The organism is Rhizomicrobium sp. (assembly GCA_037200985.1).
Lineage (GTDB): Bacteria > Pseudomonadota > Alphaproteobacteria > Micropepsales > Micropepsaceae > Rhizomicrobium.
In genome coordinates this window covers 2682865-2699428 of record JBBCGJ010000001.1, presented here as the reverse complement: position 1 = coordinate 2699428, position 16564 = coordinate 2682865, and the positions used below count along the sequence as shown (strand labels likewise).

At 66.4% G+C, this 16564-nt stretch carries 22 protein-coding genes; 12 read left to right on the top strand and 10 right to left on the bottom strand.

Annotation, left to right across the window (positions count from 1 at the left end; all coding sequences use genetic code 11):
- Nucleotides 1-113: 113 nt before the first annotated feature.
- Together WDN01_13310 and WDN01_13305 are read left to right on the top strand one after the other, a co-directional pair.
- Nucleotides 114-824 carry a rhomboid family intramembrane serine protease gene (locus tag WDN01_13310; protein ID MEJ0026999.1) on the top strand — a complete coding sequence of 237 codons (711 nt, stop codon included), beginning with the start codon at nucleotides 114-116 and terminating at the stop codon, nucleotides 822-824.
- A gap of 94 nt (nucleotides 825-918) precedes the next feature.
- Complete coding sequence (locus WDN01_13305; GenBank protein MEJ0026998.1) at nucleotides 919-1608, top strand: PAS domain-containing protein; 690 nt, start codon at nucleotides 919-921, stop codon at nucleotides 1606-1608.
- Nucleotides 1609-1621: 13 nt separating this feature from the next.
- Here WDN01_13305 and WDN01_13300 read toward each other — a convergent pair whose 3' ends face one another.
- From WDN01_13300 to WDN01_13290, 3 genes are read right to left on the bottom strand one after another with little or no spacing between them, the layout of a single operon-like run.
- Nucleotides 1622-2197, bottom strand: coding sequence for a septation protein IspZ (locus WDN01_13300; GenBank protein MEJ0026997.1), 576 nt, complete (start codon nucleotides 2195-2197; stop codon nucleotides 1622-1624).
- A 12-nt stretch (nucleotides 2198-2209) separates the two neighbouring features.
- Nucleotides 2210-2497 (bottom strand): transcriptional regulator, encoded by a 288-nt coding sequence (locus WDN01_13295; GenBank protein ID MEJ0026996.1) that lies wholly within the window; start codon nucleotides 2495-2497, stop codon nucleotides 2210-2212.
- A 1-nt stretch (nucleotide 2498) separates the two neighbouring features.
- Nucleotides 2499-3056 carry a hypothetical protein gene (locus WDN01_13290; GenBank protein ID MEJ0026995.1) on the bottom strand — a complete coding sequence of 186 codons (558 nt, stop codon included), beginning with the start codon at nucleotides 3054-3056 and terminating at the stop codon, nucleotides 2499-2501.
- Between the two features lie 246 nt (nucleotides 3057-3302).
- On the opposite strand from WDN01_13290, the gene WDN01_13285 reads away from it, so the two are divergent.
- On the top strand, nucleotides 3303-4322 hold the full coding sequence (locus WDN01_13285; protein MEJ0026994.1) for an IS110 family transposase: 1020 nt from the start codon (nucleotides 3303-3305) through the stop codon (nucleotides 4320-4322).
- 327 nt (nucleotides 4323-4649) lie between these two features.
- Here the strand turns inward: WDN01_13285 and WDN01_13280 are convergent, their stop codons facing one another.
- Together WDN01_13280 and WDN01_13275 are read right to left on the bottom strand one after the other, a co-directional pair.
- Nucleotides 4650-5006, bottom strand: a complete 357-nt coding sequence (locus WDN01_13280; GenBank protein MEJ0026993.1) for a hypothetical protein — start codon at nucleotides 5004-5006, stop codon at nucleotides 4650-4652.
- A gap of 168 nt (nucleotides 5007-5174) precedes the next feature.
- Entirely contained in the window at nucleotides 5175-6821 is a 1647-nt protein-coding gene (locus WDN01_13275; GenBank protein MEJ0026992.1) for a choline dehydrogenase, read from the bottom strand.
- A gap of 113 nt (nucleotides 6822-6934) precedes the next feature.
- Between WDN01_13275 and WDN01_13270 the strand changes: the two genes are divergently transcribed.
- Entirely contained in the window at nucleotides 6935-7432 is a 498-nt protein-coding gene (locus WDN01_13270; GenBank protein ID MEJ0026991.1) for a hypothetical protein, read from the top strand.
- 1 nt (nucleotide 7433) lies between these two features.
- Here the strand turns inward: WDN01_13270 and WDN01_13265 are convergent, their stop codons facing one another.
- Nucleotides 7434-8324, bottom strand: coding sequence for an OmpA family protein (locus WDN01_13265; GenBank protein MEJ0026990.1), 891 nt, complete (start codon nucleotides 8322-8324; stop codon nucleotides 7434-7436).
- A gap of 202 nt (nucleotides 8325-8526) precedes the next feature.
- Here WDN01_13265 and WDN01_13260 point away from each other — a divergent pair, with 202 nt between their 5' ends.
- The 3 genes from WDN01_13260 to WDN01_13250 are packed head-to-tail and all read left to right on the top strand — an operon-like array spanning nucleotide 8527 to nucleotide 9829.
- Complete coding sequence (locus WDN01_13260; protein MEJ0026989.1) at nucleotides 8527-9171, top strand: PilZ domain-containing protein; 645 nt, start codon at nucleotides 8527-8529, stop codon at nucleotides 9169-9171.
- Between the two features lie 52 nt (nucleotides 9172-9223).
- Nucleotides 9224-9502: a type II toxin-antitoxin system Phd/YefM family antitoxin gene (locus tag WDN01_13255; protein MEJ0026988.1), complete on the top strand. Its 279-nt coding sequence runs from the start codon at nucleotides 9224-9226 to the stop codon at nucleotides 9500-9502.
- A gap of 3 nt (nucleotides 9503-9505) precedes the next feature.
- Entirely contained in the window at nucleotides 9506-9829 is a 324-nt protein-coding gene (locus WDN01_13250) for a type II toxin-antitoxin system RelE/ParE family toxin (GenBank protein MEJ0026987.1), read from the top strand.
- Here WDN01_13250 and WDN01_13245 read toward each other — a convergent pair.
- Nucleotides 9826-10194, bottom strand: a complete 369-nt coding sequence (locus tag WDN01_13245) for an MmcQ/YjbR family DNA-binding protein (GenBank protein MEJ0026986.1) — start codon at nucleotides 10192-10194, stop codon at nucleotides 9826-9828. The genes WDN01_13250 and WDN01_13245 overlap by 4 nt on opposite strands.
- On the bottom strand, nucleotides 10191-10565 hold the full coding sequence (locus WDN01_13240; GenBank protein MEJ0026985.1) for a YkvA family protein: 375 nt from the start codon (nucleotides 10563-10565) through the stop codon (nucleotides 10191-10193). Before WDN01_13240 ends, WDN01_13245 begins: the two co-directional genes overlap by 4 nt.
- 45 nt (nucleotides 10566-10610) lie before the next feature.
- Here WDN01_13240 and WDN01_13235 point away from each other — a divergent pair, with 45 nt between their 5' ends.
- The 3 genes from WDN01_13235 to WDN01_13225 all read left to right on the top strand — a co-directional run bounded on the left by WDN01_13235 (nucleotide 10611) and on the right by WDN01_13225 (nucleotide 12437).
- Nucleotides 10611-11009, top strand: a complete 399-nt coding sequence (locus WDN01_13235; GenBank protein MEJ0026984.1) for a PaaI family thioesterase — start codon at nucleotides 10611-10613, stop codon at nucleotides 11007-11009.
- Between the two features lie 67 nt (nucleotides 11010-11076).
- Nucleotides 11077-11859: an SDR family NAD(P)-dependent oxidoreductase gene (locus WDN01_13230; GenBank protein ID MEJ0026983.1), complete on the top strand. Its 783-nt coding sequence runs from the start codon at nucleotides 11077-11079 to the stop codon at nucleotides 11857-11859.
- 44 nt (nucleotides 11860-11903) lie between these two features.
- Complete coding sequence (locus WDN01_13225; GenBank protein ID MEJ0026982.1) at nucleotides 11904-12437, top strand: hypothetical protein; 534 nt, start codon at nucleotides 11904-11906, stop codon at nucleotides 12435-12437.
- A 6-nt stretch (nucleotides 12438-12443) separates the two neighbouring features.
- Here WDN01_13225 and WDN01_13220 read toward each other — a convergent pair whose 3' ends face one another.
- Both WDN01_13220 and WDN01_13215 read right to left on the bottom strand, forming a co-directional pair.
- Nucleotides 12444-14042, bottom strand: a complete 1599-nt coding sequence (locus WDN01_13220; GenBank protein MEJ0026981.1) for a hypothetical protein — start codon at nucleotides 14040-14042, stop codon at nucleotides 12444-12446.
- Between the two features lie 148 nt (nucleotides 14043-14190).
- Nucleotides 14191-14553 carry a helix-turn-helix domain-containing protein gene (locus WDN01_13215; GenBank protein MEJ0026980.1) on the bottom strand — a complete coding sequence of 121 codons (363 nt, stop codon included), beginning with the start codon at nucleotides 14551-14553 and terminating at the stop codon, nucleotides 14191-14193.
- A 143-nt stretch (nucleotides 14554-14696) separates the two neighbouring features.
- On the opposite strand from WDN01_13215, the gene WDN01_13210 reads away from it, so the two are divergent.
- Together WDN01_13210 and WDN01_13205 are read left to right on the top strand one after the other, a co-directional pair.
- On the top strand, nucleotides 14697-15545 hold the full coding sequence (locus tag WDN01_13210) for an SDR family NAD(P)-dependent oxidoreductase (protein MEJ0026979.1): 849 nt from the start codon (nucleotides 14697-14699) through the stop codon (nucleotides 15543-15545).
- Between the two features lie 28 nt (nucleotides 15546-15573).
- A complete protein-coding gene (locus tag WDN01_13205) occupies nucleotides 15574-16545 on the top strand; it encodes an alpha/beta hydrolase (GenBank protein MEJ0026978.1) in 972 nt (323 codons plus the stop codon).
- Nucleotides 16546-16564: the final 19 nt, after the last annotated feature.

Below are 16564 nucleotides of genomic sequence, written 5' to 3'. Positions count from 1 at the left end.
TTAATGTCGGAGCCTTCCGCTTCACGATTTGTGCCAGCGCGGGGGCGCCCCGGCGCGGGCCCGCCGGCCCGATTTGGCACAGCCGGAGCCCGGATTTTCGCGGCAAACGGCACATGATCCCTTTCTCGGACGAGAACCCGGCAAGGACCAGGCCTTACGTCACGGTGGCGATCATCGTCTTGTGCGTGCTGGCCTTCCTCTGGGAGCTGGCGCTCGGGCCGCGGACCGACGAGGCGCTCACGGCGTTCGGCTTCACACCCCATGCGTTCTCGCATCCGGAAGGCGCGCGATATATGGGCCTCGGCCTGCCGGTCTGGACGACGATCCTGACGTCGATGTTCCTGCACGCCGGCTGGCTGCATATCGGCGGCAACATGCTCTATCTCTGGATCTTCGGGAACAACATCGAAGACGCCATGGGGCATGTGAAGTTTACCGTCTTCTACCTCGTCTGCGGCACGGTCGCTTGCCTGACGCTGTTCGCGATCGATCCCAATTCGACCACGCCCGTGGTCGGCGCGTCGGGCGCGATCTCGGGCGTGCTGGCGGCCTATATGCTTCTGTATCCCCGTGCGCGCGTGCACACGCTGCTGACGCTGGGCATCTTCCTCTATCCGGTCTGGATCCGCGCCGTGTGGGTGATCGGCTTCTGGTTCGCGCTGCAGCTCGTGACGGCGGCGCTCACGCCGGCGTCGGAGCCCGGCACCGCCTGGTGGGCGCATGTCGGCGGCTTCGCGGCCGGCCTGATCCTCACCCCGCTGCTCAAATCGCGCGACGTGGCCTATTTCGGTCCGTTCGATGTCCGCGGACCCTGGAGCCGGTAGTTCCGCCGCTGGCACGGTCCTCGCTCTCCTCCCCACCCAAGAGCAAACCGGCGTTCCGAAACGGGAACGTCCCGAGCAACGGGGTGATGGGGTTATGAAGCACAAGAACAGCCATTTGCTGGTGGGTTACTGGAGCCGCCTGCGCAAGGGCCGCGACGTGCCCGACCAGACGGATATCGATCCGCGCGCCATCAAGCGCATGCTGTCCCAGGTCTTCATCCTCGATGTCGAGAATCCGCAGCGCCCGATCTACCGCCTCGCGGGCACGGGCCTTTGCGAGCGCTTCGGCTTCGAGCTCAAGGGCACCGGGTTCCTCGCCCATTGGGAGACGCAGTCCAGCCTCGCGCTCGGCGCGCTGCTGCGCCAGGCGATGACGCTCAAGCAGCCCGTGTGCCTGTCCTCCATCGGCGCGACGTCCGATTGCGGCATGGTCGAGATCGAGACCGTGCTCGCGCCCATCAGCTTCAACGGCGGCCAGCCGACGCGCTTCATCGGCATGATCCAGATCCTGAGCGACTCCTCAGCGCTCGCCGGCAAGCCCATCGCCTTCCAGCGCCTCGCCGCCTCGCAGCTCATCCGCGAGGACGATCCGCTTCCCTCCTACGACAATCTTCCGCCCCCCCCGCCGCCGGGTCCGATGTCCCTGCGCAACCATCCGCGCGCGCCGCATCTGCGTCTCGTCGTGTCGCAGAGCCGCCCCGCCACGGTGCATTTCGCCGACGAGGCCGCGCTCGACCTGATCCGGACGCTCGGCAGGGGATTGGGCCGGCTGGAGCCGGTCTGATCCACATCCGCGATCATTCCGCCGCCACCGCCGTGCGGCGGCGCAGGATGCCCGTCACGTGGACGCGGATCGCGAGATACTGGACGGCGAACAGCACCCAGGGGGCCGCCACGGGCACGGTGCCGAGGAACCAGGCCCAGACCCGCGGGCTCATGGTCAGGCCGATATAAAGATTGGCCGCGGCCAGGCCGAACATCATCACGGGCCACATCGCGCTGTAGATCGTCAGCTCGGTCGCCGACAGCGTGTCGGTGACGATCCGGGGCAGGTAGCGGCTCATCCAGTTGGGCTTGAGCATCGCGGCGCCGATGGCGAGCTTGCCGATGGTGAATTTCACGATCACGAAGCGCGGATCGTGAAAATAGAGCGTCAGCGTGCCGAACACGATCACCATGGCGAGGCTGGCCCATTGCATCAGGGCGATCTCGCGCCCGAGCAGCTTCTGGACCGCGACCTGGCCGACGCCGATCGCGATGCCGATGCCCGTCGCCCAATAGACATTGCCGGTGATCGCGATCAGGGCCGCGAAGAAGATCGTCGAGGCGAGGTCGCTGAGCAGCGGCTTCATGGCGGCGAACAGGTTGGACATGACGGGCTCCGGTCAGTTGGAATCGAGGATGCCGCGCAGATAGGCGACGTGATCGGCGAAGGCGCGCCGCCCCGCCGCGGTCGCCCTGACGCGGGTCTGCGGCCGCTTGCCCTCGAAGCGCTTGTCGATCTGGATGTAGCCGGCCTTGGCGAGGGTCTCGAGATGGGTGCCGAGATTGCCGTCGGTGGTCTGAAGGATGGCTTTCAGCCGCGTGAATTCGAGCCAGTCGGCGCGCCCCAGGACGTTGAGCGACGACATGATCTTCAGCCGCATCGACTGGTGGATGATCTCGTCGGCCATGTCAGCGCCTCAGCCACAGGCCGCCGAGGATCAGCGCGCCGCCGCAGGTGACCGCGATCCACAGGTCGAACCAGGGACCGGACCAGAAATAGCCCGCCATCGTCAGCGCCACGACGACCGCCGCGGCGACGGACAGCGTGCGTCCCGCCCACAGGCCGAAACAGAACAGGAGCGCGCCGCACAGCGTCGGCCAGAAGGCGGACTGCTCGCGGCCGCCGAAATGGGCCAGCCAGACCCACAAGGTGCCGAAACCGATCATCACGAGCACCGCGACCACGGGGCGGACATAGACGAAGCGGCGCCGGCCGGGTTCGACGCAGCTCGCGGCGCGCCAGGTGATGACCGCCGTGCCGGCGATGCCGATCGCTTCGAGAACCAGCCAGAAGGCGCGCGTGTAGGGCCACAGATGCTCGCCCAGGCCGAAGCCGACCGCCCACAAGACGCCCCACAGGATCATGTAGTCGCCGGCGCGGGCATAGACGAGGAATTCGCGTGTGCGCTTCTCGGCGCCTTCGACGCCCTTGAGCAGGGCATCGGCTTCGTTGGGATCCATGGTCATGCTGCTTTACCGAGAACTCTGTGATACAGAGTTATACGCTCTGTGGGGCAGAGTTCAAGGGTCATTTCCTCCCCGCGATAGCGGGGAGGTGGCGCGGAGCGTAGCGACGCGACGGAGGGGGTAAGTGTTTGGATGGGGGTGGCCCCCTCCGTCACGCCTCCGCTGATGGGGTGGACGGCCCCTCCTTACGACATCGATGTGCCAAGGTGTGGCCGTTTCAGGACCCACACGGGAAGGAGCCGCCCCATGCAAGTTAGCACGATCGGATTGGATATTGCGAAGTCGGTGTTTCAGGTACACGGCGTTGATGGCGCCGGCGCCGTGGTCGTTCGTCAGCGCCTGGCGCGCAGCCGGGTTCTCGCGTTCTTCGAGCGGCTCCCGCCCTGCCTGATAGGGATCGAAGCGTGCGGCACGGCCCACCATTGGGCACGGCAGCTCACGGCGCTGGGCCACGAGGTGCGGCTGATGCCGGCGCACTATGTGAAGCCTTATGTGAAGCGGCAGAAGAACGACGCCGCCGATGCCGAGGCGATCTGCGAGGCGGTGACGCGGCCGACCATGCGGTTCGTGCCGATCAAGACGCCGCAGGCCCAGGCTTTGGCATTGGTCCATCGGGTCCGCACCCAGCTGGTGGGCCAGCGTACCGCCATGCTCAATGCCCTTCGAGCCGGTCTGGCCGAGTTCGGCATCGTGTCCGCGCAAGGGCAACGCGGCGCCAACGAGATCCTCAAGATCGCCCAGGCCGGCGACGCCCGCATTCCGGAGCTTGCGCGCGATGTCTACGCCATGATGGCCGCTGCCATCCGAGCCGTCGAGGCGCGCCTCGTCGGCCTCGACCGCAAGATCGCCGCCGACACCGAGACGAACGAAGCCTGCAAACGCTTGCGCACGATCCCGGGCGTCGGACCGATCACCGCCAGCACGGTCACGGCGTTGGCAGGCGATGTCTCGCGCTTCGCCTCGGGCCGCGATTTCGCCGCCTGGGTCGGGTTGACGCCCAAACAGGACTCCTCCGGCGGAAAGACCAGGCTCGGCCGCATCACCAAGGCCGGCGACCGGACCTTGAGGACCCTCTTCGTGATGGGTGCCTTTGCCATGATCCGGCGCGCACGGACCGATCCCGAAAAGGCCTCGCCCTGGCTGCTCTCGCTGCTCGGCCGCAGGCCGGCACTCGTCGCCGCCGTCGCCCTCGCCAACAAAATGGCCCGTATCGTCTGGGCGATCCTGGTCAAAGGCGGAACCTACCGCAGGCCCCTCACCGCATAGGGCACACGCAATTCCCGGGGCGCAAACCGCTCCGGGAAGGCAGGGAAATGCTTGAGCCATGACGACGAACCGGTCGAGCCGGGGACCGCTCAATTCGCAAAGCGCAAGGAGCCTTCGAGCCCGCTTCGCTGATGGAATGGCGCGTCCGCGGATTTCATCAGGGCCAGCGGTCCGCGTACCGCACCAAAAGGCCGTACACATGACCGCATCCACCGCTCCCGTCACAGCCCAAAATCTCCTTGCCAAACCGGGGCCGTCCACACATGCGCTACGGCGTGCCACCTCCCCCGCAAATGCGGGGGAGGAAAAGGAGGAGGGGCTGCCCGCTTACTGCGGCTTCGGCGGGTTGCTGGGGGAGACCGCCTGCTGCTGGGCGGCGGAGGGGTTCTTGTCGATCGGGTTGTCGATCGGATCGTTGTGCAGGATCGTCCGGTCGAGCTGGGCGCCGGTCTCCTGGCCCTGGAGATAGGGGATCTCGTATTTCTCGACCTTGGCGCGATAGGCCTCGTAGTCGGCCTCGTCCTGCGGCGTGCGCTTGTCGCAACGGTCTGGCGCCAGGTGCTGGGTCTCCTGGCACCACAGGTCGAAATTGATCGTGCGGACGGGGTAGCGGCCGCTTTGCGCGCCCGCCGGCACCCAGGACAGCAGCACGACCGCCGCCGCCGGGATCAGAATCCGTTTCATGCCGCTCATATCCGCAAGATACTCCCGCTATAACGCCCGGACAGCGTGCCAGCGCCCACCGTCGCAAAGATAGGACAAAAGTGTGTCGTATTTGTCCGAACGCAAGAGCGTCCAGCATGCCGGACCGGCATGGCGGCGTTGTTGCGGACGATCAACGACGGCGCGGGATTATTCCGCGGCGGCGGCGCGGTCTTCGGCGACGGGCACCGGCATGGGCGCCAGGGCTGGGCGGCCCAGGATCATGTCGGCGGCCTTTTCCGCGATCATGATGGTCGGTGCGTTGGTGTTGCCGCTGACCAGGGTCGGCATGACCGAGGCGTCGACGACGCGCAGGCCTTCGATGCCGTAGACCTTGAGCTCGGCATCGACCACGCTTTCGGAGTCCTTGCCCATCTTGGCACTTCCCACCGGGTGGTAGATCGTTTCGGCGGTCTTCCTGATCCAGGCATCGATCTGGTCGTCGGTGCGCACATGGGCGCCGGGCCATAGTTCGGGGCCGCGATAGGGGTCGAAGGCTTCCTGGGCGAAGATGTCGCGCGCGATCTTGGTGCCCTCGCGCATGGCGCGGCGGTCTTCCTCGGCTTCGAGGTAGTTCGGCTGGATGATCGGCGCCGCCAGGGGATCGTTCGACTTGATCGAGATATAGCCGCGGCTCTGCGGGCGGAGCTGGCAGACATGCGCCATGAAGCCATGGCGGTCGGCCTTCTTGCGGGTGTGGTCGGTCATCAGCGCGGCGATGAAATGGTATTGCAGGTCGGGATGTTCGAGGTCCGGACGGCTCTTCAGGAAGGCGCCGCTCTCCAGGCCCTGGCCGGTCGCCAGGCCCTTCTTGAACAGCATGTAGTTGAGGCCGGTCTTCAGCGCGGCGAGCGGCTTGGCCTGGCTGTAGAGCGTGATCGGCTGGCTCGATTCGTATTGGATCGAGGCGTCGAGATGATCCTGCAGGTTCTTGCCGACGCCTTTGAGGTCGGCGACGACGGGGATGTCGAAGCGCTTCAGAAGCGCCGGATCGCCGATGCCGGACAGCAGCAGCGTCTGCGGCGAGTTCACCGCGCCGCCCGACAGCAGGCATTCGCGCGTGACCGTGACGCGCACGGGCTGCTTGTTCTGGATGAACTCGACGCCGGTGACGCGGGCGCCGTCGAACAGGATGCGGCTGACATGCGCGTGGCTCTCCACGGTGAGATTCTTGCGGCCGAGGACCGGCGTCAGATAGGCCTTGGCGGCGCTCCAGCGCGCCCCCTCATGGATGGTGAGCTGGTAGGGGCCGAAGCCTTCCTGCTGGTAGCCGTTGAAATCGGGCGTCTGCTTGAAGCCGGCCTCGACGCCGGCCTGCACGAAAGCGCGGAACAAGGGATTGGCCGAGCGGCCGTTCGAGACCTTCAGCGGCCCTTCCTGGCCGTGGAAGTCGTCGGTGCCGTTCTCGTTGCACTCGGCGCGCTTGAAATAGGGCAGCACGTCGGCGAAGGACCAGCCTTCGAGGCCGAGCTGGCGCCAGGAATCGTAGTCGCGGGCATGGCCGCGGATATAGATCATGCCGTTGATCGAGGACGAGCCGCCCCAGCCGCGACCGCGCGGCCAGTACAGGCTGCGGCCGTTCAGGTGCTGCTGGCCCTCGGTCTGGTAGTACCAGTTGAACGGGTTGGGCTTGCCGAGCAGGGCCGGGATGCCGGCGGGCATGTGGATCATCATCGACTTGTCGCGCCCGCCCGCCTCGATCAGCAGCACCTCGACGGTGGGATCGGTGGACAGCCGGTTGGCCAGCACGCAGCCCGCGCTGCCGGCGCCGATGATGACGTAGTCATAGGCTTTCATGTCGTTTCCGCCCTGTGTTCTTGACACGGACCATAGCCAAAGATGACGCCTGTGTCGCCTTTGACCGCGACCCGACGCAACGTCAATTTGGCGCGTCTTGTCGGGGCCTCTGCGTGGCGCGGATCGTCGTTCTGGGATGTGCGGGAAGCGGCAAGTCGCGCCTCGCCCGGCGGATCGGCGCGCGGGGCGGGCTGGACGTCATCTCGCTGGACGAGATCTGGCAGCCCAATTGGGACAACGGCATGACGCCGGCCTTCCGCGAGACGCTGAAGCGGCTGCATGCGGGCGACGCCTGGGTCAGCGACGGGAATTTCGCCGCCGTCAGCTTCGACATCCGCCTGCCGCGCGCCACGCATATCGTCTGGCTGGAATGCCCGCGCCGGCTTTGCGTCTGGCGCGCGACGCGGCGGGCACTCGGCGGCGACCGCGTCCATCGCCTGCGCAAACTGCCGCAGGTTCTGCGCTACATCCGCAATTTCGACCGCATCAACCGGCCGCTGATCGAGAGTTTTCGGATGAAGCACGGACCGGATGTGCCGGTGGTGCGGCTGGCAGATCGTGGCGAGATCGAATTGTTTCTGTCCGGTCTACTTTCCCTTGAGGGCGCGTGAATTACGGCGACAGCGTTATCACGGCGCGGCGGTTCTTGGCCTCGCGCACGCCGTCGGCGGTCGGAACCGCGAGGTCCGCCTCGCCCACGCCGGAGACCTGGATCGCGTCGCGCCTTGCGCCCATGTCGACGAGCGTTTCCTCCACGACATTGGCGCGCTTCACCGACAGCGCCTGGTTATAGGCGGCCGATCCCGACGTATCGGTGTGGCCGACCACCGCGATGCGCGACTGGCCGCCGGCGCGGGCGGTGGCGATGGCCTTCTGCAGCACCCCGAGCTGTTCGCCCGACAGCGACCAGGAATCGAAGTCGAAATAGACCGTGAAGTCCGACATGGGCGCCGGCGCGGGCACGGGCGCGGATGCGACGGGCTGGCGGCCGCGTTCGAGCCTGGCGATCGAATTGTCGAAGGAGGACCGGCACTGCGCCGCCGCGCCGGCCTGGGATTCGACCGCGCTGTTCAGCATCCAGCAATCGAAATCGGTCTGCGCCCGGGCCGCGTCGACGGGGAAACGATCCTTGCCCACGGCAAGCGCGCGGACCAGCCGCGCGCGCGCCGCGGCGGAGTCGCCGTCGATGCTGGGCTCGGGTTCCGGTTCGCTGCCGCGCGCGGCGATCAGGGCCTTGGTGGCGAAGGCCTCGGCGAGCGTATCGGTGTCGCCGCCGAAGGCCGAGACGACGCCCTCGCTGTCGAAGCTGCCGCCGGCGCCGAAGGAATTGGCGAGGTAGGAATAGTTCTTGAACAATTGCTGGGTGAAGGCCGAACCGGTCGGCGTCGTGCCCGCGAGCTGGTCGAGCGAGGAGGTGCCGGCGCAGCCCGCCAGCGCGAAAACCGCCAGGGCAAACGCCAGGCCGGTGGCGCACTGGTTAACGAATCGATGCCCAAGCTGCATGTGTCCCCCCGCACGGGCTGGCCGCAACCGCGCGGCCGGCACCCGATGGTTCTGAATTTCGTATAGCGCGCGGGGCCCGGAAGGTTAAGCGCGCCGGACAAGAAACCGTCCCTTGTCCTCACCAAGTTGCGCCGGCGGTAACCTTCTGTTGATCCTCCCGGGAGGAAGCTGTGGCGGATTTCAAAGCCCGGAGTGGCGGTCCATGGGACAGCCCCTGTTGAAGAGAATCGAGGATCCCGTCGTCGCGAAGGCGCGCGCCGAGCGCCGGCGCTTCCGCCGCGTGCGGGTCGATCTTGCCGGCCGCCTCTTCGTGCCCGACATCGCCCAGGAATCGCCGTGCAAGGTGGTCGACCTGTCGCCCGGCGGCGCCTCGATCGAGAGCGATTACATCCCCGATGCCGGCACCCATATCGTGCTCTATGTCGACGGCTTCGGCCGTTTCGAGGGCGCGGTGGCGCGCCGCGACGGCTTCGGCTTCGGCATGCGGTTCAACGCGACCCAGCTCAAGCGCGAGAAGATCGCCGAGCAGCTTACGCTGTTCCTCAACAAATCGCTGATCGACGACGGCGACATGCGGACCCATGACCGCACGCCGACCAAGGGCGTCGCGCAGTTCACCCGCACCGACGGCACGATCGAGAAATGCGAGGTGATCGACCTGTCGCCGACCGGCGTTTCGGTCCGGACCGCGATCCGTCCGCATATCGGCGAGTTCGTGCTGATCGGCCAGCTCGCGGGCCGCGTCGCGCGCCATCATGCCGACGGCATCGGCATCCAGTTCGTCGGCCTGACTTCGGAAAAGACGACCACCGACCAGCTCCACGCCTCCATCGCGGCGCCGCGCTGAACTGCTGGCCTTTGGACCTAATTCGGACTAAACTCGGTCCGAGAGGTTCGCCATGAAACTCACCAATCGCGTAAAGCCGATCTCCTATCTGAAGGCAAACGCGCCCGCCGTTCTCGAAGACATCGCCGAGAGCCGCAGTCCGATGGTCATCACGGTGAACGGCGAAGCGAAAGCGGTTTTGCAGGACATCGCGAGCTATGAGGAAACGCAGGATACGCTGGCGCTGCTCCAGATTCTTTCGATTGGCGAGGCGGATATCCGCGGCGGAAAGGCACTGCCCTTGCGCGAGGCCTTCGTGGCGGTAAGGCGCAACGCCAGGCGTCGGCGGTAGGCTTTGGCCTTCCGTGTCATTGTCGCGGCCTCCGCGGTTCACGACATCGACGATATCCATGTCTTTATCTCGCAGAACACCGGTGCCATCGCGGCGGATCGGGTGATCGATGCCCTGGAAAAGCGCATCGCGACGCTGGCGGTCCTGCCCCGTCGCGGCAATGTGCCCAAGGAACTGGCGGCGACCGGGCGCAAGGATTTCCGCGAGCTTCATTTCAAGCCCTATCGCATATTCTACAAGGTCTCGGTTTCCGTCGTCGAAGTCGTTGCCGTGCTGGACGGCCGGCGCGACATGAGCACGCTGCTGCGACAGCGGCTTACCCGCTAATGCGGTTCGACAGCGATCCCGAGCGCGGCGCGCGTCTTGCGCGACAGCCGCGCGGCGACCAGCGCGTGCGAGCGTGCGAGATAGCCGCGCAGTTCGGCGGGCTTCAGCGGCTTCAGGCCTTTAGTCTCGACCCATTTCGCGCGCCAGAAATAGGGGCAGGGGCCGATGCCTTCGATCTCCGTCAGGATTTCATAACTGCCTTCGCCGGCCTTGAACCACAGCCCGACCGGCTTGTGGCGGTCGTCATGCACGATGACCGCGAACATCTTGCCGCCGACCTTGAACACCGTTGTGTCGCTCCAGGGTTCGTCGCGCGTCGCGCCGGAAAGTGCGAGGCAGAACCGCTCGACGTCGCGATAGTTCATGCCGAGGCGGGGGGCTCGGCGATGTGGAGCGCGGCGCGGGCGCGGACGCGGTGCGGCTCCTTGATATTGCCGGCGACGACGCTCAGCGCCATGGCGATCACGGCGGCGTCGTCGGTGAAGCCGATGCCGGCGAGGAAATCCGGCACGACGTCGAACGGCATCACGAAATAGGCGAGCGCCGCGAACAGGATCGCCTTGACCCTCGCCGGCGTGGCGGGATCGACGGCGCAGAAATAGGCGGCCGCCGCGTCCTCCGCGAAGGGAATGCGGCCGGCCACGGCCAGCAGCTTGTTCCAGAAGCCGCGGTCGACGATCTTCTCGTCGCGCTTCATCGGCACGGGAAGCCGGACGGTGGGCGTGTCGCTGGTCATCGTGCCAGTATAACGCCATCGAATGATGGCGGAAAAAGGAATGTCATGGACATCGGCAAGCGGATCCTGGCGAACCAGCCTTTTCCGACCCTGATGGGCGTCGAGGTCGTCCGTGCGGAACCCGACAAGGTCGTCGCCCGGCTTGTCGTCAGGCCGGATCTCTGCACCGCCGGCCACATCATGCATGGCGGCGCGATCATGGCCTTCGCCGATGCGCTGGGCGCCATCGGGGCGGTGCTCAACATGCCGCGCGGCGCCAACACCACGACCATCGAGAGCAAGACCAACTTCATCGGCGCGGCGAAGGAAGGAACGACGGTCACCGGCGAGTCGACGCCGGTCCATGTCGGCAAGCGGACCTCGGTGTGGACCACGCGCATCGCGCGTGAGGACGGCAAGCTGGTCGCGATCGTGACGCAGACGCAGATGATTTTGCTGCCCTAGCGGCAGACTTGGCGCGCACCCGCGCCCCGGTCTAAGAGTCCGGCCGGCCAACAGGAAGGGCATTCACATGGAACTGAATTCATCGATTTCGGCGGTCGTCACCGGCGGCGCCTCGGGTCTCGGCGAAGCCACCGCCCGCGCATTGCGCACGAAGGGCGTCAAGGTCGCGCTGCTCGACATGAACAAGACCAAGGGCGAGGCGCTGGCAGCCGAGATCGGTGCGATCTTCTGCGAGGCGAACGTCACCAGCGAAGAGAGCGTGCTCGCCGCCTTCGAGAAGGCGCGCGCCGCCAACGGGCAGGAGCGCGTCCTCGTCAACTGCGCCGGCACCGGCAACGCGATCAAGACCGCGAGCCGCGACAAGAAGACAGGCGAGACGCGCCGCTTCCCGACCGACGCCTTCAACTTCATCATCCAGATCAATCTCGTGGGCACCTTCCGCTGCATCGCGATCTCGGCGCAGGGCATGCTCTCGCTCGATCCGCTGCCGGGCGGCGAGCGCGGCGCGATCGTCAACACCGCGTCGGTGGCGGCCCAGGACGGCCAGATCGGCCAGGCGGCCTATACGGCGTCCAAGGCGGGGATCAACGGCGTTACGCTGGTGGTCGCGCGCGACCTGGCGCAGGAAGGCATCCGCTGCAACACCATCATGCCGGGCCTGTTCAACACGCCGCTGCTCGGCGCCGCGCCGGAGCAGGTGAAGGCCGCGCTCGGGGCGCAGGTTCCGTTCCCGCCGCGTCTCGGCAATCCGCCGGAATATGCCTCGCTGGCGCTGGAGATGCTGTCGAACCCCTATTTCAACGGCGAATGCGTCCGTCTCGACGGCGCGATCAGAATGGCGCCGCGATAGGGATTGCCTCTTCTGCAACCGTAAGAGGTGGTATCGTCTCGGCCATGACGGCCGATGCGATCCTCGCCTGGCACGACTTCTTCGTCACCATGACGCAGGTCGGCGCGACGCTGGCCGGCCTGCTCTTCGTCGGCCTGACGATCTCGCTGCCGCATGTCCTGGGCGTCAGCGGCTATATGAGCCGCGCCTTCGCGGCGCTGTTCCTGCAATTCGAGATGCTGGTGATCGGGTTGTGGGGCCTGTTGCCGGCGCAGAACGGCTTGGCGCTCGGACTGGAATTCGTCGTCACCGGCGCGGCCTTCGCCGCCGGCATCGCGGTGTTCTCCTGGCATTTCCCCGAAGACGGGACGGCGGTGCTGGGCTCGCTCGGCCCCCGCATGGTGCGCCGCGCGCTGGCGGTCGGCGGCACCCTGTTGCCGGTCGTCGCGGGCCTCTCGCTCGTCGCGGGCCGTTCCGTCGGCCTCTACCTCCTGATGCCGACGGCGATCTGCTGCCTCTATCTGTCGATCGGCAATGCCTGGGTGTTTGCCGTCGAAATCCCGCGCCGCCGGCAGCGGGATTCCGGCGGCGGATCCTGAGCCGCTTCAAGGATGCGGCGGCAGCGCCGGGCGGCGCACCTGCAGCAGGTTCACCAGGTCCGGCAGGAAGCTCAGATTGGCCGGCGTCGTGTTGTTGAGCAGCGTCGCGGCCGAGTGGCAGGAAATGCACGAGCCGTTGCCGAACGGATTGTTCGGATCGGCCAGGGTCTGCAGATAGGTTTCCACCACGCTGTTCGAGAGGAAGTTCGGAACGCCGCCGGTCGGGATCTGCCGGTTGGGCGTCGCGGTCGTGCTGGCACCCCATTGCGTGCCGACCAGCATGTAGTTCGCGAACACCGAACCCACCTTGCGCAGTTCGGCGCGCCATTGCGTGTTGAGCGCCTCCGTCATGGCGTAGATCTTCCAGCAGCGCGCGATCTGGGTGCCCGCCTTGGCGCCGCCGCCGGCCGGCGTCAGATAGCTGAAAGCGTAGGGCTGCACCGGATTCCACAGGAAGGCCTTGCCGCCCAGCAGAAGTTGCGGCGGCTGGTTGGTCGGCAGGTTCGGGTATCGGGCATTGAAATAGGAATAATCCGGCGCGCCGAGCAGCGGCGGCCCGGCGGGGCAGGCCAGCTTGCCCAGCGTGCCGCAAGTCGACGGCGAGGCCGGATCGCAGGCGTCGGCGGCCAGCGGCGCGTTGTCGACCTGCTCGAAGGTGGACCAGAACCATTCCGGCTTGAGGTCGTTGGTGGTGGTCGGATTCTTCTGGATGATGTGCATCGCGACGAGGCCGAGATCGACCGGGGCGCAGATCGGCGCCGGCCGTTTGGCGCCGCGGAAGACGAGGTCGGGCGCCACCGCGATGATCGCGCGGATGACGTAGAAGCGTTTCTGGTTCGCCACATGTCGCGCCGGATCGAGGATGCGCCACGCCGCCTTGATCTCCATGGCGCCGTTGGGCCGGCCGCCGCCGGCGGCGGGGAAGTTGACCGCGGCATTGTTCTCCGCGAAGGCGAACTGGCCGGCCAGCGTCGTCAGATTCCAATTCCTCTTGCCGTCGGGCGCCTTCAGATAGGCGATCTCGATGCCGTTGACGCGCCGCTCATAGAGCGTCCAGTTGCCGTTGACGTCGATCGCGGGATCGCCGGTCGCGGCCTGGATGTATTCCTCGTTGCGCGTCGCCGGCTGGCCGTCGCCCTGAGAGGCGATGGAGAACACCTCATAGCCCGGCGGCACGTTGCAGTTTGCCTGCACCTTGCTGTTGCCGAAGACCTGGGAGACGCGCGGGAAGCCTTGCCAGACCCGTTCGCCCTTGCCGTTCAAGCCCTCCCGGGCGGGACGGTTCTCCTTGCCCCTGGTCCAGTTGAGCGCGACGAAAGTCTGCCAGGAGAGATTGTCGAAGGGAGTCTGGACGTCGGTGGCGGGCGAGGCCGGGTGGGCGCCGACGATGCCGTTATAGGCGATCTTCTGGTCGAGCAGCGGATCGGGACCGATATTGCCCGGAATCGTCGGACACAGGCCGTTGATGACGGGGCCATGCGTCGTCGCGGGCCGATGGCAGAACTGCGCTTGCGGGACATAGGTCGATGGCGCCGGCGCGGCGCCGATCAGGGCGGCGCAGGCGAGGGCGGCAAACAGGGGCAGCAGCCCGCTCAGACGGTGCATGATTGTCTCCTCCGACAAGGAAATCGCAATCACGCCACGAGCGATCGGCGAGGAGCTTAGCCGATTCCGCGTCCTGTCGAAACGGCTCGTCCGAGCGGGATCAGCGCGCCGCGAACTCGCGGAGGCAGATCTTTCGGAGCCGTCGGAGTCAGTGGTTCAGATCGTAGCGCGACTGAGCGTCCGCGATCGCGCCCATATTTGCGATGGTCCAAAGATACAGCGCCGTAAACGGCTCCTCCAAAGACCGGCCCAAGGGTGTCAAGGCGTATTCGACCCCGAGCGTCGGACCGGAGATTATCCGGCGCGACACCATGCCGTTGCGCTCCAGCTTGCGGAGCGTCTGCGTCAGCACGCGTTGCGTGATGCCGCTCAACCGCCGCTTGATTGCGTTGAAGCGCTTGGGCTCCTTCAGGACGAACAGGGCCATCATCGACCACTTGTCGGCGATCTGGTCGAGAATCTTCCTGCTTGGGCAGTCCACGCTGAAATCCAGGTCGAAACCGTAGCTCATCGATATCCTCCTGCATCCCTGGGATGGTTTAAGTGCGTAATTGACCCCTAGGTATCCGACGCATACTTTTCCGGCGCCATTCACGCAACAGCAGGGCGCTTCGATGATCAACGCGATCGACGGTTTCGCCCCGGCAAACGGCGATGCGTAGCATCGTCGTCACGGGCGTTTCGTCCGGCATCGGTCTGGCGACCGCCAGGGCCATGGCGAGAAAGGGTTTTCACGTCTTTGGGAGCGTTAGGAAGCCGGCCCATGGCGAGCCGCTGGCCAAGGAATTCGGCGACCGTTTCACGCCGCTGCTGTTCGATGTCACCGATTCCGAGGCGGTGACAGCGGCGGCCGGCACGGTGCGCCGGACGCTGAACGGCCAAACCCTGGCCGGCCTCGTGAACAATGCGGGGATCGTGGTCTCGGGACCGCTGCTGCACCTGCCGGTGGCGGAGTTCCGTACCCAGCTTGAGGTCAATCTGACGGGCGTGGTGATCGCCACCCAGGCGTTTGCGCCGCTCCTGGGCGCCGATCCGGAGCTGAAGGGACCGAAGGGACGGATCGTCATGATCTCCTCCGTATCGGGCACGACCGGCAGTCCCTTCATAGCCCCCTACTGCACCTCCAAATTCGGGCTCGAGGGCCTGTCGGAGGCCCTGCGGCGCGAGCTTCTGCTCCATGGGATCGACGTGGTGGTGGTCGCGCCGGGGCCGGTGAAAACCGCGGTCTGGAGCAAGGCCGAAGAGGTCAACATGACGCCTTATCTTTCCACCCCGTTCGGTCCGGCTCTGGAGAAGGTGCGCGCCTACATGCTGGGACAGGAGAAGAGCGCGCTCCGGCCCGAAGTCCTGGGCAAGGCCGTGGCCAAGGCCCTGACCATCGCAAAGCCCAAGGCGCGCTATGTGGCGACCCCCACGCCGATGCAGGAATGGATGATGACGGTCCTTCCCAAACGGACGGTGGACCGGATCATCGGCAGGACGCTCGGCCTCCTGCCGAACTAGGCGTGCCGGCCAACCTCATGGAGTGAACATGCCGGAACAAAGCTCCCGCCCGCGCCGCCCGGAACTCGATCGGGTGTTCCAACACCTCGCCGGCCTTGCCGCCGGCGTCGATCTGTCGGGGATCGGCGACCCGCAACGGCAATGGCTGACCGCGATGCGCGCGACGCTGTCGCGCTATGGCGATGTCGGCCCAGCGGTCAGCCTGGAGGGCATCACTTTCGCGCCGGTCGTCGCGAACGGCGTTGCCGCCGAGTGGGTCACGGCCGAAGGCGCAAGCCAGGCACGCAGGATCGTATACATCCATGGCGGCGGGTGGTCCGGCGGCTCGCCTCTTGACTACCGTCCCCTCTCGGCAACCCTCGCACGGCTCTCGGGCGCGAGCATCCTGATGGTCGACTACAGGCTCGCACCGGAGCATCCGTTTCCGGCCGGACTCGAAGATTGCGTCAAGGCGTTCGATTGGGCCTTGGCCAACGGGCCGGCGAGCGGGAAAGCGGGCCTGGCCGGCCGCGATCCCGCGGAGCGGATCAGCGTGGCCGGCGATTCTGCCGGTGGAAATCTCTCGGCGGCATTGTGCGTCAGGCTCGCCGAAAGAGGAGCCCGCATGCCGGATCGGCTCGTGCTCATTGCCGGCACGCTCGACAACGTATCGATGTCGGAGCGGATCGGCCTCGATGATCCGGTCTGCACGCCGGAAGTCCTGTCCTTCTCCGTCAGCTCCTATCTATCGTCATCGCAGAGCGCGGCGGATCCGCTGGTGTCGCCCGTATTTGCACCCATGGCGATACTCGGCAAATTCCCTCCGACCCTGATCCAGGTGAGCACGAGCGAAGCGCTTCTCCATGACAGCAAGACGTTCGCCGACCGGCTGGAAAGGGCTCGCGTCAGGGTGAATCTCAGCCTCTGGCCGGATCTGCCGCACATTTGGCACGCCTTCCTTGCACATCTGCCCGAGGCCGCCGAGGCACTCGGCGAAGTCGCCGACTTCACGAACAGGTGACTGCCGACCCGATCGTATC

Bases quoted from the DNA above. Each gene is read 5' to 3' on its own strand.
- WDN01_13285 (MEJ0026994.1), top strand. From the start codon at position 3,303: ATGCAAGTTAGCACGATCGGATTGGATATTGCGAAGTCGGTGTTTCAG.
- WDN01_13265 (MEJ0026990.1), bottom strand. From the start codon at position 8,324: ATGCAGCTTGGGCATCGATTCGTTAACCAGTGCGCCACCGGCCTGGCG.
- WDN01_13260 (MEJ0026989.1), top strand. From the start codon at position 8,527: ATGGGACAGCCCCTGTTGAAGAGAATCGAGGATCCCGTCGTCGCGAAG.
- WDN01_13255 (MEJ0026988.1), top strand. From the start codon at position 9,224: ATGAAACTCACCAATCGCGTAAAGCCGATCTCCTATCTGAAGGCAAAC.
- WDN01_13225 (MEJ0026982.1), top strand. From the start codon at position 11,904: ATGACGGCCGATGCGATCCTCGCCTGGCACGACTTCTTCGTCACCATG.
- WDN01_13290 (MEJ0026995.1), bottom strand. From the start codon at position 3,056: ATGACCATGGATCCCAACGAAGCCGATGCCCTGCTCAAGGGCGTCGAA.
- WDN01_13235 (MEJ0026984.1), top strand. From the start codon at position 10,611: ATGGACATCGGCAAGCGGATCCTGGCGAACCAGCCTTTTCCGACCCTG.
- WDN01_13210 (MEJ0026979.1), top strand. From the start codon at position 14,697: ATGCGTAGCATCGTCGTCACGGGCGTTTCGTCCGGCATCGGTCTGGCG.
- WDN01_13310 (MEJ0026999.1), top strand. From the start codon at position 114: ATGATCCCTTTCTCGGACGAGAACCCGGCAAGGACCAGGCCTTACGTC.
- WDN01_13220 (MEJ0026981.1), bottom strand. From the start codon at position 14,042: ATGCACCGTCTGAGCGGGCTGCTGCCCCTGTTTGCCGCCCTCGCCTGC.
- WDN01_13280 (MEJ0026993.1), bottom strand. From the start codon at position 5,006: ATGAAACGGATTCTGATCCCGGCGGCGGCGGTCGTGCTGCTGTCCTGG.
- WDN01_13215 (MEJ0026980.1), bottom strand. From the start codon at position 14,553: ATGAGCTACGGTTTCGACCTGGATTTCAGCGTGGACTGCCCAAGCAGG.
- WDN01_13230 (MEJ0026983.1), top strand. From the start codon at position 11,077: ATGGAACTGAATTCATCGATTTCGGCGGTCGTCACCGGCGGCGCCTCG.
- WDN01_13300 (MEJ0026997.1), bottom strand. From the start codon at position 2,197: ATGTCCAACCTGTTCGCCGCCATGAAGCCGCTGCTCAGCGACCTCGCC.
- WDN01_13205 (MEJ0026978.1), top strand. From the start codon at position 15,574: ATGCCGGAACAAAGCTCCCGCCCGCGCCGCCCGGAACTCGATCGGGTG.
- WDN01_13245 (MEJ0026986.1), bottom strand. From the start codon at position 10,194: ATGAACTATCGCGACGTCGAGCGGTTCTGCCTCGCACTTTCCGGCGCG.
- WDN01_13305 (MEJ0026998.1), top strand. From the start codon at position 919: ATGAAGCACAAGAACAGCCATTTGCTGGTGGGTTACTGGAGCCGCCTG.
- WDN01_13240 (MEJ0026985.1), bottom strand. From the start codon at position 10,565: ATGACCAGCGACACGCCCACCGTCCGGCTTCCCGTGCCGATGAAGCGC.
- WDN01_13275 (MEJ0026992.1), bottom strand. From the start codon at position 6,821: ATGAAAGCCTATGACTACGTCATCATCGGCGCCGGCAGCGCGGGCTGC.
- WDN01_13295 (MEJ0026996.1), bottom strand. From the start codon at position 2,497: ATGGCCGACGAGATCATCCACCAGTCGATGCGGCTGAAGATCATGTCG.